The following is a 13610-nucleotide window of genomic DNA, read 5'->3' as shown; positions in this document are numbered from 1 at the left end:
ACGACGGGCGAATATATGAGGAGATCCGCGGCGACCTGGGGCGCCGCGGTCAAGGCCGCGGCCGGTACTGGATAGGCTGGGGCCGACCGACGCAAGGAGGACAAGGGACGATGGCAGGCAACACAGAGCCGCTTTCGCCGCGGGCCAAGCTGGCCGTGACGGCGGGCAAGGCCGCGGCGGCGGTGTCGCGGGCCGCGGGACGCGGAAGCGGATCGGTGATCGGCGGCAAGGTCGCACTGAGGCTGGACCCCGATCTTCTCGGCGCGCTGGCGCAGCATCTCGATGTCGTCCTCGTCTCCGCGACGAACGGCAAGACCACGACGACCCGGCTGATCGCCGAGGCCCTGCGGGCCAGCGGTCCGGTCGTCTCGAACGCGCTGGGCGCGAACATGCCGGCGGGCATCACCTCGGCCCTGGCCGGCGGCTCGGACGCCAAGTACGGCGTCATCGAGGTGGACGAGAAGTACCTGGCCGGCGTGGCCCGGGACGTCACCCCCAAGGTGATCGCCCTGCTCAACCTCTCCCGCGACCAGCTGGACCGCGCGGCCGAGACCCGCATGCTCGCCGAGAAGTGGCGGGAGGGGCTCCAGGGCTCCAAGGCGGTCATCGTCGCGAACTGCGACGACCCGCTGATCGTGTGGTCGGCGTCCTCCTCGCAGAACGTCGTGTGGGTGGCCGCCGGGCAGGAGTGGAAGGACGACGCCTGGTCGTGCCCCTCCTGCGGTGGTGTCATGCAGCGCCCGGGCGACGACTGGTTCTGCGGCGAGTGCGGCTTCCGCCGCCCGACCCCGAGCTGGGTGCTCTCCGGCGACCACGTACTGGACCCGCACGGCAGCGCCTGGCCGATCCACCTCCAGCTGCCCGGCCGCGCGAACAAGGCCAACGCCGCCACCTCGGCCGCCGTGGCCGCCGTGTTCGGCGTGCCCCCGCAGGTCGCGCTGGAGCGCATGTACCAGGTGCAGGCGGTCGCCGGCCGCTACGACGTGGTCAACTTCATGGGCCGTGAGCTGCGGCTGCTGCTCGCGAAGAACCCGGCGGGCTGGCTCGAAACGTTTTCGCTGATCGACCCGCCCCCGGCGCCGGTGATCCTCTCGGTGAACGCCCGCGGCGCCGACGGCACCGACACTTCCTGGCTGTGGGACGTGGACTACCCGCGCCTCGCCGGTCACCCGATCTTCGTGATCGGCGACCGCAAGCTGGACCTCGCGGTCCGCCTCGAGGTGGCCGGCCTGGACTTCCGGGTCTGCGAGACCCTCGACGAGGCCGTACAGATGGCGCCGCCCGGGCAGATCGAGCTGATCGCCAACTACACCGCCTTCCAGGACGTGCGCCGCCGCGTCGGCAACTAGTACCCATACCTTCGAAGGACCAAGAGCATGAGCGACAACAGCCTGCGTCTGGTGTGGGTCTACCCCGACCTGCTCAGCACGTACGGAGACCAGGGCAACGCCCTCGTCGTGGAGCGCCGGGCCCGCCAGCGCGGCCTGGACGTGCAGCGCGTGGACGTGCGCAGCGACCAGCCCATCCCCACCTCGGGCGACATCTACCTGATCGGCGGCGGTGAGGACCGGCCGCAGCGGCTGGCCGCCGAGCGGCTGCTGCGCGACGGCGGCCTGGAGCGCGCCGTCTCGAACGGGGCGATCGTCTTCTCGGTCTGCGCCGGCTACCAGATCCTGGGCAAGGAGTTCGTCAACGACATGGGCCAGCGCCAGGAGGGCCTCGGCCTGCTGGACGTGGTGACCGTGCGCGGTGAGGGCGAGCGGTGCGTCGGCGACGTACTCGCCGACATCGACCCGCGCCTGAACCTGCCCCCGCTGACGGGCTTCGAGAACCACCAGGGCGTCACGCACCTCGGCCCGACGGCCAAGCCGTTCGCCCGCACCCGGCTCGGCCGCGGCAACGGCACCGGCGACGGCACCGAGGGCGCGTACAACGACACCGTCTTCGGTACCTACATGCACGGCCCCGTGATGGCCCGCAACCCGCTCATCGCGGACCTGCTGCTGAAGCTTGCCCTCGACGTGAACGCGCTGCCGGCCATAGACGACCGCTGGTACGAGGCGCTGCGCGCGGAGCGCATCGCGGCGGCCACGCAGCCCGCGTAGGGGCTGCCCGGCCCGTAGCGCACGGCATCCGGCCCGGATTCCCCTCGGGGAGTCCGGGCCGACGTGTCTTCGTACGATCTTCTGTTGGTTCCGACCATCCTGTGGAGGATGGTTCAGTCCACCGGGAAACCGCTTGTAGGGTGACGGGTAGTTCCAACCGGACGACGTGGTCCGGTCGTCGGCCCACGTTGCAAAGGTTCTTCCTGCCATGCGCATTGGTGTGCTCACTTCCGGCGGCGACTGCCCCGGCCTCAATGCCGTCATCCGCTCCGTCGTGCACCGCGCCGTCGTCGACCACGGCGACGAGGTCATCGGCTTCCACGACGGCTGGCGCGGCCTGCTGGAGTGCGACTACCGCAAGCTCGACCTGGACTCCGTCGCCGGCATCCTGGCCCGGGGCGGCACGATCCTCGGCTCCTCCCGGGTCCAGCCCGCGCACCTGCGCGACGGCGTGGAGCGGGCCCGCGGGCACGTCGCGGACCTCGGCCTGGACGCCATCATCCCGATCGGCGGCGAGGGCACCCTGAAGGCCGCCAACCTGCTCGCGCAGGGCGGTCTGCCGATCGTCGGCGTGCCGAAGACCATCGACAACGACATCGCCTCCACCGACGTCACCTTCGGCTTCGACACCGCCGTGGGCGTCGCCACCGAGGCCCTGGACCGGCTGAAGACCACCGCCGAGTCGCACCAGCGCGTGATGGTCGTGGAGGTCATGGGCCGCCACACCGGCTGGATCGCCCTGCACTCGGGCATGGCGGCCGGCGCGCACGCCATCGTCGTCCCGGAGCGGCCCTTCGACATCGAGGAGCTGACGGCGATCGTCGGCGAGCGGTTCTCGGCGGGCAAGCGCTTCGCGATCGTGGTCGTCGCCGAGGGCGCCAAGCCCCGGCCCGGCTCGATGGACTTCCAGGTCGGCGGCACCGACCAGTACGGCCACGAGCGCTTCGCCGGCATCGGCAACACGCTCGCCGTCGAGCTGGAGCGGCGCCTGGGCAAGGAGGCCCGTCCGGTCATCCTCGGCCACGTCCAGCGCGGCGGTACGCCCACCGCGTACGACCGGGTCCTCGCCACCCGCTTCGGCTGGCACGCGGTGGAGGCGGCGCACCGGGGCGAGTTCGGCATGCTGACGGCCCTGCGCGGCACGGACATCGTGATGGTGCCGCTCGCCGAGGCCACCTCGACGCTGAAGACGGTCCCGGCGGAGCGCTACGACGAGGCCCAGACCGTTCTGTGATGTTTCCCCCCTTCTGAGACCGCCCCCGGACGCGATCACGTCCGGGGGCGGCACTACTGTGGTGGGGCGCCACAGTCAAGGGAGTGAACAGATGGATCACAGCGGTCACGGCATGGGCATGAACATGGACCTGCCGCCGTTCACTCTCGGGCGCGGGCTGGAGTTCTCCTTCGACGCCTTCTTCCTGTTCGGCTCCCTGCTGGGGCTCGCCCTGTACGGCTGGGGCGTGCTGCGGCTGCGGGGGCGCGGGGACTCCTGGCCGCTGGGCCGGACCATCGCCTTCGTCACCGGTGTGCTGACGGTGGTCCTGGTGATGTGCACCAAGCTGAACGACTACGGCATGGTCATGTTCAGCGTGCACATGGTCCAGCACATGGTGATCAGCATGATCACCCCGATCCTGCTGCTGCTCGGCGCTCCCATGACGCTGGCCCTGCGGGCGCTGCCGCCGGCGGCCCGCGGCCACAAGGGCCCGCGCGAGCTGCTGCTGATGTTCCTGCACAGCCGGTACATGCGGATCGTCACCCACCCGGCCTTCACCATCCCGATGTTCATCGCGAGCCTGTACGCGCTGTACTTCACCCCGATCTTCGACTTCCTGATGGAGAGCAGGGCCGGCCACATCGGCATGATGGTCCACTTCCTCGCCGTCGGCCTGATCTTCTTCTGGCCGATCATGGGCGTGGACCCCGGCCCGCACCGTCCCGGTTACGTGATGCGGATGCTGGAGCTGTTCGCGGGCATGCCCTTCCACGCCTTCTTCGGCATCGCGCTGATGATGGGCAGCGAGCCGATGATCAAGACGTACGCGAACCCGCCGGCCTCCCTCGGGATCGACCCGCTGCTCGACCAGCAGTGGGGCGGCGGCATCGCCTGGGCGTTCAGCGAGATCCCCTCGGTGCTGGTGCTGATCGCGCTGATCTACCAGTGGTACCACTCGGAGCAGCGGGCGGCGAAGCGCTCGGACCGGGCCGCGGACCGGGACGGCGACAAGGAGCTGGCCGCTTACAACGCGTATCTCGCGTCGCTCCAAGGGCGCGGCCAGTAGCGCCGGAGCCGCATCAGGCGCCACCATGGGGCATGACCGGATCCGTTAAGGCGATGGCCGTCACGACCTTCGCCGCCCTGGTGGCCGTCTCCACGTACTCGGTGGCGCTCGGCAGCAACGGCTGGCTGTGGTTCGGCTGGGTGGTGCTGGGGCTCCTCACCGCAGGACTGGCGGCCTCCCGCAGCGCCTGAGCTTCCCGCGGCGCCCGACCCTCCCGGCCGCGCCCTGACCCTCCGTAGGATGGCCGTGACATAGGGGCATCGACGGGAGCGGCCTGGTGTTCTACCACTTGCTCAAGCACGTACTGCTCGGTCCGCTGCTGCGGCTGCTGTTCCGGCCGCGCATCGAGGGGCTGGAGAACATCCCGCCGGAAGGGGCCGCGATCGTCGCGGGCAACCATCTGTCCTTCTCCGACCACTTCCTGATGCCCGCGATCCTCAGGCGCCGGATCACCTTCCTCGCCAAGGCCGAGTACTTCACCGGGCCGGGGCTCAAGGGCCGGCTGACCGCCGCCTTCTTCCGCAGCGCCGGGCAGATCCCGGTGGACCGCTCCGGGAAGGACGCCGGGCAGGCGGCCCTGCGCGAGGGGCTCGGGGTACTGGCCAAGGGGGAGCTGCTCGGCATCTACCCGGAGGGCACGCGCTCCCACGACGGGCGGCTCTACAAGGGCAAGGTCGGGGTGGCGGCGATGGCACTGGGCGCCGGGGTGCCGGTGGTGCCCTGCGCGATGGTCGGCACCTTCGAGATCCAGCCACCCGGCCAGAAGATCCCGAAGATCCGGCGGGTCACGATCCGCTTCGGGGAGCCGCTGGAGTTCTCCCGGTACGCGGGCATGGAGGGCGAGCGGGCCGTGCTGCGCGCCGTCACCGACGAGATCATGTACGCGATCCTGGGCCTCTCCGGCCAGGAGTACGTCGACCGGTACGCCGCCGAGGTCAAGGCCGAGGAGGAGGAGAAGCGGAAGAAGGCCCGGCGCATGACGCGCTGAGCCTTCTCCCGCTCGTCTTCCCGGGGGTCCTAGCGGACGGCCGGGAGCTCCTCGAGCGCCGGCAGCGCGGCGGCCGGGGCCTCGTCGAGCATCTTCGCGGTGGCCTGGGCGGGCGGCACGGGGGTGGCGTGCGAACCGCACGTCACGTCCTGGGCGTCGACCTTGCCGGTCAGCAAGTAGGCGTCCACCCGCGTGTTGATGCAGGGGTTCACCAGGCTGGTCACACCGTGCGAGCCGGCGTTCTGCTCGGTGATCAGGCGCGAGCCGGCCAGGCGGCGGTGCAGCTCGACGGCGCCCGCGTACGGGGTGGCCGCGTCACGCTCGGACTGGACGATCAGGACCGGGGCCAGACCGCGCTTGGCACCGACCTCGATCGGGGTGCTCTGCTTGGACTTCCAGGTCGCGCAGGGCAGGTTCATCCACGCGTTCGACCAGGTCAGGAACGGGTACTTCTTGTGCAGCTCGGTGTTGTCGCGGTCCCACTTGGCCCAGCTGGTGGGCCACTTGGCATCGGCGCACTCGACCGCGGTGTAGACGGCGTTGCCGTTCTCCGACGCCGCGTTGCCCTTGGTGTCGGACATGTCCGGGGCGATGGCCTCGATCAGCGGCTTCTCGTCACCGGCGACGTAGGCGCTGAACGCCTGCGCGACCGGGACCCATGAGGAGTCGTAGTACGGGGCGCCCTGGAAGAAGCCGATCAGCTCGGCCGGGCCGACCACTCCGCCGAGCGGGTTGGCCTTGGCCTTGGCGCGCAGCTCCTGGTACTTGGCCTCGACCTTGGCGCGGGTGTCGCCGATGTGGAAGACGGAGTCGTTCTTGGCGACCCAGTCCTGCCAGTCGTTCCAGCGCATCTGGAAGGCGACGTCCTGCTCCAGGTTGGCCTGGTACCAGATGTTGTCCTGCGCCGGGTTGACCACGCTGTCGACGATCATGCGGCGCACGTGGGTCGGGAAGAGGGTCGCGTAGACCCCGCCCAGGTAGGTGCCGTAGGAGACGCCGAGGAAGTTCAGCTTCTGCTCACCGAGGGCGGCCCGGATGACGTCCAGGTCGCGCGCGGTGTTGGGCGTGGTCATGTGCGGCAGCATCTCGCCGCTGCGCTCCTTGCAGCCGTCCGCGTACTCGGCGGCGAGCTTGCGCTGGGCGCGCTTGTCGGCCTCGCTGGACGGGACCGGGTCGGCCTTGGGGGCCTTGACGAACTCCTGCGGGTCGATGCAGGAGATCGGCGCGGAGTGGCCGACGCCGCGGGGGTCGAAGCCCACGAAGTCGTACGCCTTGGAGGTGTTGACCCACAGCGGGCTCTTGGTGGTGACCCGGCGCGGGAAGCGCATGCCGGAACCGCCGGGACCGCCCGGGTTGTAGATGAGGGCGCCCTGGCGCTCCTCCTTGGTGCCCGTGCTGACGGCGCGGTCGACGGCGAGGTCGATGGTCTTGCCGAAGGGCTTGGAGTAGTCGAGCGGAACCTTCACCCAGCCGCACTGGATCGGCTTCTCGAAGCCCCAGTCGGCAGGACAGTCCTTCCAGTCGACGCCGGTGCGCGCGGCGCGGGCGGCGGCGATCTGGACGCCCACCGCCTCGGCGCCGCCGTTGTCACGGCCGGTCGGAGCCGCCGAGGCGGGCGTCGCGAGCAGCAGGCCCGCCGCCAGTGCGCCGGTGATGAGGGTGGCGGTGCTCCCCAGCGCCGCGGTGCGTATCACGTGGTTGATCCCCCTGGTCATGTGCCGCCCGGAGCGGCCGGGTTAGGTCAAGGGGGATCCTTTCGTCTGACCGGTACCCGGCAACAGAGCAAGGTCGAGTTCTTTGCCAACCCGATAACCGGAAAGGCGTGCACCGCTGAGCGGTGTCCCTTTCGCCCCGAGTCTGTCCCCCCGTCACCAGCCGTACGTGCGCAGGGCCTCGTCGAGCAGTTCGCGCAGCCGCAGCGCGTCCGGGGCCAGGGCCGTCACGAGCACGGCCGGGCCGGCCAGCGGGGTGGCCGCCGCGAACTCCCCCAGGACCGCGGCCGGGGGCGGGTCCCGGTCGAAGCGCGGGTCGACGACCAGGAGCTGGCCGAGCGCCCGGTGCCCCGCGGTTCCGGCGGGGCCGTCCCAGCCGCCCGGTGCGCCGGGGCCGCAGGACAGCTCCTGGTCCAGCAGCGGCCGGCCGCCCCGGGTGACCGTGAGGCGGCTGCGCAGCAGACCGGGCGCCTCCGCGCTCCGCCCCAGCACCTGTTCCTCGCGCAGCGTCAGGCGGGCGGTGGGGGCCAGTTCGGCGCGGGTGGCGACCCGCAGGTCGCTGCCGCGCACCGAGACGAGCGGCTCCGGCAGCCAGCGCACCGCCGACTCCTCGGCCAGCGTCAGCCGTACGTCGTACCGCGCGGGCTCCCCGCTCCGGCCGGGCAGGGCCAGGGTGGCCGCCGCCGAGCGCATGACGAGGCGGGCGCCCGGCCCCGCCTCGGCCTCCACCGTGAGGTGGTCGCCGCCGAGGGGGGCGCTCATCGCGCCGACCAGCACCACCCCCGCCTCGGGCCCCTCGCCCCGGGTGCGGCGCAGGGCGAGCGGCCCCTCCCCGGCCAGCAGGGGCAGCGCGGTGCCGCCGCGGCCGTCGGCGGCGGCGCGGATGCGGGCGGTGGCCCGCAGGGCGGCCGGGGGGAGGGTGAGGTGGGGCGAGCCGGTCACCGTGCGGCCCAGGCGGCGATCCGCTCGCGCACCCAGTCGGCCACCGGGGCCACGCCCTCGCCGCCGCGCAGGGACTGGAAGGCCACGGGCAGGTCCCCGCGCTGCTCGGCGGCGTCGCGGGCCATCCGCTCCAGGTCGGAGCCCACGTGGGGCGCGAGGTCGGTCTTGTTGACGACGAGGAGGTCGGCGGTGGTGACGCCGGGGCCGCCCTTGCGGGGGATGTCGTCGCCCCCGGCCACGTCGATGACGAAGATCTGGGCGTCGACCAGGCCCCGGGAGAAGGTGGCGGTCAGGTTGTCGCCGCCGGATTCGACGAGGATCAGGTCGAGGGGTCCGACATTCTCCTCCAGCTCCTCGACGGCCTCCAGGTTGGCGGAGATGTCGTCGCGGATCGCGGTGTGCGGGCAGGCCCCGGTCTCCACGGCGCTGATCCGCTCGGGGGGCAGTACGGCCTCGCGGAGCAGGAACTCGGCGTCCTCGCGGGTGTAGATGTCGTTGGTGACGACGGCCATGGACAGTTCGGCGCGCAGGGTGCGGCAGAGCGCGGCGACCGTGGCGGTCTTGCCGGAGCCGACGGGTCCGCCGAGGCCCACGCGCAGGGCGCGGCGGGTGCCGTCGGCGCGCAGCGGGGCGGCGCTGTGGGTGTGGCGGTGGGGGAAGGTCACATCGTGGTCGAGGTGCATGGCAGGTCTCCTTGGGGGGTGGACTGTGGAGCGGCCGCTCGGAGCTCAGGAGGCGAAGAGGCGTACCGCCCAGTCGGCATGGACCTCCGCCGCGATCTCCAGCAGGGGGGAGGAGGCCGCGGGCAGGGCGTCCGCGCCCTCCGTGCGGGCGAGCAGGGCGGCCTCGGCCGCCCGGGCGGCGACGGCGTCGAGTTCGGGCGCGAGGTGGGCCAGTACGGCGCTCGCCTCGAAGGGGTCCAGGCCCAGCAGCCGTACGGTCGCCGTGGCCGGCCCGCTGACGCTCTCGTACGCCGCCACGTGCGCGGCGTCCAGGGCCCCGAGCCCGGCCGCCCGGGCGGTGAGGCCGAGCACCACGGGCTGGTGCGCCCCGCGCGGGAAGGCGGCGGCCAGCGCGTCCAGTTCGGCGGCGGGCCAGGTGGCGCGGGCCGCCCGCAGCAGCTGCCGGCCGAGCCGCCGCGCGGCGGTGCGCAGCGCGGGCGAGGGGGTGCGGGCGTCGGCGGCCGCGTCGAGCTCCGCCGGGTCGAGGCCGAGGGCGGCGGCCGCGGCGAGCCCGGCGGCGGTGAGCCCGGCGGTGTGCAGCCGGCCCCGGCAGAACTGCGCCAGGGTGGCGGCGTCGTGGATCCGGCCCGCCTTGCAGGCGGCCTCCGCCCCGCCGGAGTGGGCGTGTCCGCCGGCGGGGAAGCGGCCGTCCGCGAGGACGAGCAGCGCGGCGAGGCTCATCAGAAGAGGAAGTATCTCTGTGCCATGGGCAGTTCGGCCGCGGGCGCCGGTTCCACCGCCTCGCCGTCGATGGTGACGGTGAAGGTGTCGGGGTCGACCTCCACCCTCGGCATGGCGTCGTTGTTGCGCATGTCCGCCTTGCCCAGCTTGCGGGTGTTCTCGATGGCCGTGAACTGCTTGCCGAGGCCGAGGCGTTCGGGCAGGTGGTCGTCGAGGGCGGCCTGCGCGGTGAAGTTGAGCGAGTTCAGGGCCGGTGCGCGGCCGATGCCGCCGAACATGGGCCGGGGCAGGACCGGCTGCGGGGTGGGGATGGAGGCGTTGGCGTCGCCCATCTGCGCGTGGGCGATCTGTCCGCCCTTGACGACCACCTCGGGCTTGACGCCGAAGAAGGCGGGGGTCCACAGCACCAGGTCGGCGAGTTTGCCCACCTCGACCGAGCCGATCTCCTTGGCGAGGCCCTGGGCCACGGCGGGGTTGATCGTGTACTTGGCGACGTAGCGCCGGGCGCGGTGGTTGTCGGCGGGTCCGTCGCCGGGCAGGAACCCGCGCCGCTTCTTCATCACGTGGGCGGTCTGCCAGGTGCGCAGCACGACCTCGCCGACCCGGCCCATGGCCTGGGAGTCGGAGGAGATGATGGAGATGGCGCCGAGGTCGTGCAGTACGTCCTCGGCGGCGATGGTGGAGGGCCGGATCCGGGACTCGGCGAAGGCGAGGTCCTCGGGGACGGCCGGGTTGAGGTGGTGGCAGACCATCAGCATGTCGAGGTGTTCCTCGATGGTGTTGACGGTGTGCGGCCGGGTGGGGTTGGTGGAGCTGGGCAGGATGTGGGGCTCGGAGACCACCGTGATGATGTCGGGTGCGTGGCCGCCGCCCGCTCCCTCCGTGTGGTACGAGTGGATCGTGCGCCCGGCGATGGCCGCGAGGGTGTCGGTGACGAAGCCGGCCTCGTTGAGGGTGTCGGTGTGGATGGCGACCTGGGCGCCGGTCTCGTCGGCGACGCTCAGGCAGGCGTCGATGACGGCGGGGGTCGAGCCCCAGTCCTCGTGGATCTTGAACCCGAGTGCTCCGCCGCGCAGCTGGGAGTGCATGCCCTCGCGGGACATGGTGTTGCCCTTGCCGAGCAGGCCGATGTTGACGGGGTAGGCCTCCAGCGCCGCGAACATGCGGGCCAGGTGCCAGGGTCCGGGGGTGACGGTGGTGGCTTTGGATCCCTCGGCGGGGCCGGTGCCGCCGCCGACGAGGGTGGTGATGCCGGAGGCGAGGGCCTCCTCGACGACGGTCGGGGAGATGAAGTGCACGTGGGCGTCGATGGCCCCGGCGGTGACGATCTTCCCGTTGCCGGCGATGATCTCGGTCTCGGGGCCGATGACGAGTGCGGGCTCCACCCCGTCCATGGTGTCGGGGTTGCCGGCCTTGCCGATGCCGCAGATCCGGCCGTCGCGGATGCCGAGGTCGGCCTTGACGATGCCCCAGTGGTCGAGGATCACCACGCCGGTGATCACGGTGTCGGGGGCGCCCTCGGCCCGGGTGGTGCGGGCCTGTCCCATGGACTCGCGGATGACCTTGCCGCCGCCGAAGACGGCCTCGTCCCCGCAGTTGCCGGGTCCGCCGCTGAGGTCCCGCTCGATCTCGACGAAGAGGTCGGTGTCGGCGAGCCGGATCCGGTCGCCCGTGGTGGGCCCGAAGAGGTCTGCGTAGACCTGGCGCGGGATCTCAGCCATCGAGCGGCCCTCCGGTCTCCCCGCGCAGTCCGTGCACGGTGCGCAGTCCGCCCAGCGGTACGAGTTCCACGGCGACCGGGATGCCCGGCTCGAAGCGGACGGCGGTGCCGGCGGCGATGTTCAGGCGCTGGCCGCGCGCGGCCCGCCGGTCGAAGTCGAGGCCCGGGTTGGCCTCGGCGAAGTGGTAGTGGGAGCCGACCTGGACGGGCCGGTCGGCTGCGTTGAGGACGGTGAGGCGGGTGACGGTGCGGCCTTCGTTGAGGAGCACCGGTCCCTCCCCGTGGACGATCTCGCCGGGGATCATGCGGCTGCTCTCCCTCAGACGATCGGGTCGTGGACGGTGACGAGCTTGGTGCCGTCGGGGAAGGTCGCCTCGACCTGGACGTCGTGGATCATCTCGGGGATCCCCTCCATGACCTCCGCACGGGTGAGCACGGTGCGGCCGGACGCCATCAGCTCGGCCACGGTCCGCCCGTCCCGGGCTCCTTCGAGGAGGTGCGAGGTGATCAGGGCGATGGCCTCGGGGTGATTGAGGAGGACCCCCCGCGCCCTGCGCTTCCCGGCCACGTCGGCAGCGACGTGGATCAGGAGTCTCTCTTGTTCATGTGGTGTCAATTGCACCTTGTATCACCAGCTTCCGGGACATGGTCTTCATCGCGCCGGGGCGACCGTATCGGCCGTCAACACTTTGTTGACCTGCACATATCCATGCCAAGCATGTCTTGCCCAACGCAGGGCGAGGCTTTCCGTCCCGATCACCGCCGCTTTACCGGCACGTGGGTGATCATTGGCGGAAGACCGCGAAGCCCACACCCTAGGGCTCGTAGTTTTCCGCCGAGTTAATCCACGTTTCGGGAAGGCACCCGGTTCAACCGCCGGCCCGGCCCGGCGTAACGGTCGTATACGGCGGCCGTGTGGGCTCAACAGCCCCTGAGGGTCCTGGCGGAGGCGCCGGCCGGCCACGGCAGGGCGATCCACACGGTCTTTCCGCCGTCCTCGGTGGGGCTGACCGAGAGCCGGCCGCCCGCCTCGGCCGCCAGCCAGCGGATGATGACCATCCCGCGGCCGTTGTCCTGCTGGACCGCGGCGGGGAGCCGCCTGGGCCAGCGCGGATGGCTGTCCGTCACCCCGACGCGCAGCCACTCCTCGCGTTCGAGGCGGACGTCGACGGTGAAGGTGGGCGACTGGCCGAAGGTGTGCTGCACCGAGTTGGTGGCGAGTTCCGAGACGATCAGCCGGACGGTGTCCGCGGTGTCGGCGTCCTCCGGCAGTCCCCAGTCGCTCAGTACCTGCGCCACGTAGCGGCGGGCGGCGGCGACCGAGACCGGGTCGCTCGGCAGAGTGACGGATGCTTCCAGCTGATCTGCCATGGCGACGTCCCTTTCCCACCGGGGCGCAGCCGCCCCGGATCTACGCTGAGCGCCAGAGTGCCACCCATCGTGCCGCCGAATCCGCCGTTCCCCCAAGATATGCATATATCTGTCGCTCAATGCGGTGAACTCTGCTACGGAAGAGCGTATTTGGACGGCAAACTGGTGCGAGGTGTGCCGGTGGAAGGAGAGCGGGTATGCAGCACGGTCCCGCGGTGCGTCGGCGCAAACTCGGCGAGGAGCTGCGCGCGCTGCGCGACCGCTCCGGACTCACCAGCGGCGAGGTGGCCCGGATCGTCGGATGGCACCAGTCGAAGGTCAGCCGGATCGAGACGGGCCGCAGTGGCGTGAAGACGGAGGACATCCGGCTGCTGCTGGACGCCTACGGGGACGTGGTGAGCGCCCAGCAGCGCGCGCTGCTGGAGGCGCTGGGGGCCTCGGCGGCCGGCCCCTCGGCGAGCGGGGACTCGGCGCGCGGGCGGCAGTGGTGGCACGACTACCGGGGCCTGCTCCCGCAGGAGTACCGGGACTTCATCAGCCTGGAGGCCGGGGCCCGGGCCGCGCGGACGGTCGAGCTCTCCGTGGTGCCGGGTCTGCTGCAGACCCCGGAGTACGCGCGGGCCGTGACCCGGGCCGCGCTGGGCGGGCTGCCGGAGCCGAAGGTGGACGCGCTGGTCGACGTACGGCTGGCGCGGCAGGCGGTGCTGCGGGCCGATCCGCCGCTGGAGCTGAGCGCCGTACTGGACGAGGCGGTGCTGCGCCGGCAGATCGGCGGGCCGGGGGTGATGGCGGAGCAGCTGAGGCATCTGGTGGAGGTGGCGCGGCTGCCCCAAGTGCGGCTTCAGGTGCTGCCGTTCACCGTGGGGGGGCATCTCGGCCTGACAGGACCGTTCGTCATTTTCTCATTTCCGAACATCGCCGATCTGGATGTGGTGGTGCTCGACCATTTGACGAGTAGCCTCTATCTGGAGCGGAAGGAAGACCTAGAGGCGTACAGCGCCGCGTTCCGCACCATCCAGGCGCACGCCCTCCCGCCCCGTGACTCGTCGGATCTCATCAGCTCACTCGCTGACGACGCGTAAGGAGG

General features: G+C 71.6%; 15 protein-coding genes. 7 read left to right on the top strand and 8 right to left on the bottom strand.

What is annotated here, in order from left to right:
* The first annotated feature begins 110 nt into the window (after positions 1 to 110).
* The 6 genes from OOK34_RS24835 (at position 111) to OOK34_RS24810 (ending at position 5375) form a co-directional block, all read left to right on the top strand.
* Positions 111 to 1349, top strand: a complete 1239-nt coding sequence (locus OOK34_RS24835) for a MurT ligase domain-containing protein (RefSeq protein WP_267036059.1) — start codon at positions 111 to 113, stop codon at positions 1347 to 1349.
* A gap of 27 nt (positions 1350 to 1376) precedes the next feature.
* Entirely contained in the window at positions 1377 to 2105 is a 729-nt protein-coding gene (locus tag OOK34_RS24830; protein ID WP_079424681.1) for a type 1 glutamine amidotransferase, read from the top strand.
* A 208-nt stretch (positions 2106 to 2313) separates the two neighbouring features.
* Positions 2314 to 3339 (top strand): 6-phosphofructokinase, encoded by a 1026-nt coding sequence (locus OOK34_RS24825; RefSeq protein WP_267036058.1) that lies wholly within the window; start codon positions 2314 to 2316, stop codon positions 3337 to 3339.
* 91 nt (positions 3340 to 3430) lie between these two features.
* The gene (locus tag OOK34_RS24820) at positions 3431 to 4387 is read left to right on the top strand and encodes a cytochrome c oxidase assembly protein (RefSeq protein ID WP_267036057.1); all 957 of its coding nucleotides are present in this window, start codon (positions 3431 to 3433) and stop codon (positions 4385 to 4387) included.
* 32 nt (positions 4388 to 4419) lie between these two features.
* Positions 4420 to 4578 carry a hypothetical protein gene (locus OOK34_RS24815; protein WP_267036056.1) on the top strand — a complete coding sequence of 53 codons (159 nt, stop codon included), beginning with the start codon at positions 4420 to 4422 and terminating at the stop codon, positions 4576 to 4578.
* A gap of 86 nt (positions 4579 to 4664) precedes the next feature.
* The gene (locus OOK34_RS24810; protein ID WP_267036055.1) at positions 4665 to 5375 is read left to right on the top strand and encodes a 1-acyl-sn-glycerol-3-phosphate acyltransferase; all 711 of its coding nucleotides are present in this window, start codon (positions 4665 to 4667) and stop codon (positions 5373 to 5375) included.
* A 29-nt stretch (positions 5376 to 5404) separates the two neighbouring features.
* Here OOK34_RS24810 and OOK34_RS24805 read toward each other — a convergent pair whose 3' ends face one another.
* The 8 genes from OOK34_RS24805 to OOK34_RS24770 all read right to left on the bottom strand — a co-directional run bounded on the left by OOK34_RS24805 (position 5405) and on the right by OOK34_RS24770 (position 12523).
* Positions 5405 to 7069 (bottom strand): alpha/beta hydrolase, encoded by a 1665-nt coding sequence (locus tag OOK34_RS24805; protein WP_267036054.1) that lies wholly within the window; start codon positions 7067 to 7069, stop codon positions 5405 to 5407.
* 174 nt (positions 7070 to 7243) lie between these two features.
* Positions 7244 to 8029 carry an urease accessory protein UreD gene (locus OOK34_RS24800; RefSeq protein WP_267036053.1) on the bottom strand — a complete coding sequence of 262 codons (786 nt, stop codon included), beginning with the start codon at positions 8027 to 8029 and terminating at the stop codon, positions 7244 to 7246.
* Complete coding sequence (ureG, locus tag OOK34_RS24795; protein ID WP_267036052.1) at positions 8026 to 8712, bottom strand: urease accessory protein UreG; 687 nt, start codon at positions 8710 to 8712, stop codon at positions 8026 to 8028. The genes OOK34_RS24800 and ureG overlap by 4 nt, the downstream gene beginning before the upstream one ends.
* 45 nt (positions 8713 to 8757) lie before the next feature.
* Positions 8758 to 9432 carry an urease accessory protein UreF gene (locus OOK34_RS24790; protein ID WP_267036051.1) on the bottom strand — a complete coding sequence of 225 codons (675 nt, stop codon included), beginning with the start codon at positions 9430 to 9432 and terminating at the stop codon, positions 8758 to 8760.
* Entirely contained in the window at positions 9432 to 11153 is a 1722-nt protein-coding gene (locus OOK34_RS24785; protein ID WP_267036050.1) for an urease subunit alpha, read from the bottom strand. Before OOK34_RS24785 ends, OOK34_RS24790 begins: the two co-directional genes overlap by 1 nt.
* The gene (locus OOK34_RS24780; protein ID WP_267036049.1) at positions 11146 to 11457 is read right to left on the bottom strand and encodes an urease subunit beta; all 312 of its coding nucleotides are present in this window, start codon (positions 11455 to 11457) and stop codon (positions 11146 to 11148) included. The genes OOK34_RS24785 and OOK34_RS24780 overlap by 8 nt, the downstream gene beginning before the upstream one ends.
* 14 nt (positions 11458 to 11471) lie before the next feature.
* Positions 11472 to 11774 (bottom strand): urease subunit gamma, encoded by a 303-nt coding sequence (locus OOK34_RS24775; protein WP_267036048.1) that lies wholly within the window; start codon positions 11772 to 11774, stop codon positions 11472 to 11474.
* A 299-nt stretch (positions 11775 to 12073) separates the two neighbouring features.
* Positions 12074 to 12523: an ATP-binding protein gene (locus OOK34_RS24770; RefSeq protein WP_267036047.1), complete on the bottom strand. Its 450-nt coding sequence runs from the start codon at positions 12521 to 12523 to the stop codon at positions 12074 to 12076.
* Between the two features lie 197 nt (positions 12524 to 12720).
* On the opposite strand from OOK34_RS24770, the gene OOK34_RS24765 reads away from it, so the two are divergent.
* A complete protein-coding gene (locus tag OOK34_RS24765) occupies positions 12721 to 13605 on the top strand; it encodes a helix-turn-helix transcriptional regulator (RefSeq protein ID WP_267036046.1) in 885 nt (294 codons plus the stop codon).
* The last annotated feature ends 5 nt before the right edge of the window (positions 13606 to 13610 follow it).

Source organism: Streptomyces sp. NBC_00091 (assembly GCF_026343185.1).
GTDB lineage: Bacteria > Actinomycetota > Actinomycetes > Streptomycetales > Streptomycetaceae > Streptomyces.
This window is presented reverse-complemented; position numbering and strand designations above follow the sequence as displayed.

Excerpts from the sequence above, each read along its gene's own strand:
- OOK34_RS24835 (WP_267036059.1), top strand. The coding sequence starts at position 111 with ATGGCAGGCAACACAGAGCCGCTTTCGCCGCGGGCCAAGCTGGCCGTG.
- OOK34_RS24830 (WP_079424681.1), top strand. The coding sequence starts at position 1,377 with ATGAGCGACAACAGCCTGCGTCTGGTGTGGGTCTACCCCGACCTGCTC.
- OOK34_RS24825 (WP_267036058.1), top strand. The coding sequence starts at position 2,314 with ATGCGCATTGGTGTGCTCACTTCCGGCGGCGACTGCCCCGGCCTCAAT.
- OOK34_RS24820 (WP_267036057.1), top strand. The coding sequence starts at position 3,431 with ATGGATCACAGCGGTCACGGCATGGGCATGAACATGGACCTGCCGCCG.
- OOK34_RS24815 (WP_267036056.1), top strand. The coding sequence starts at position 4,420 with ATGACCGGATCCGTTAAGGCGATGGCCGTCACGACCTTCGCCGCCCTG.
- ureG (WP_267036052.1), bottom strand. The coding sequence starts at position 8,712 with ATGCACCTCGACCACGATGTGACCTTCCCCCACCGCCACACCCACAGC.
- OOK34_RS24790 (WP_267036051.1), bottom strand. The coding sequence starts at position 9,432 with ATGAGCCTCGCCGCGCTGCTCGTCCTCGCGGACGGCCGCTTCCCCGCC.
- OOK34_RS24785 (WP_267036050.1), bottom strand. The coding sequence starts at position 11,153 with ATGGCTGAGATCCCGCGCCAGGTCTACGCAGACCTCTTCGGGCCCACC.
- OOK34_RS24780 (WP_267036049.1), bottom strand. The coding sequence starts at position 11,457 with ATGATCCCCGGCGAGATCGTCCACGGGGAGGGACCGGTGCTCCTCAAC.
- OOK34_RS24770 (WP_267036047.1), bottom strand. The coding sequence starts at position 12,523 with ATGGCAGATCAGCTGGAAGCATCCGTCACTCTGCCGAGCGACCCGGTC.
- OOK34_RS24765 (WP_267036046.1), top strand. The coding sequence starts at position 12,721 with ATGCAGCACGGTCCCGCGGTGCGTCGGCGCAAACTCGGCGAGGAGCTG.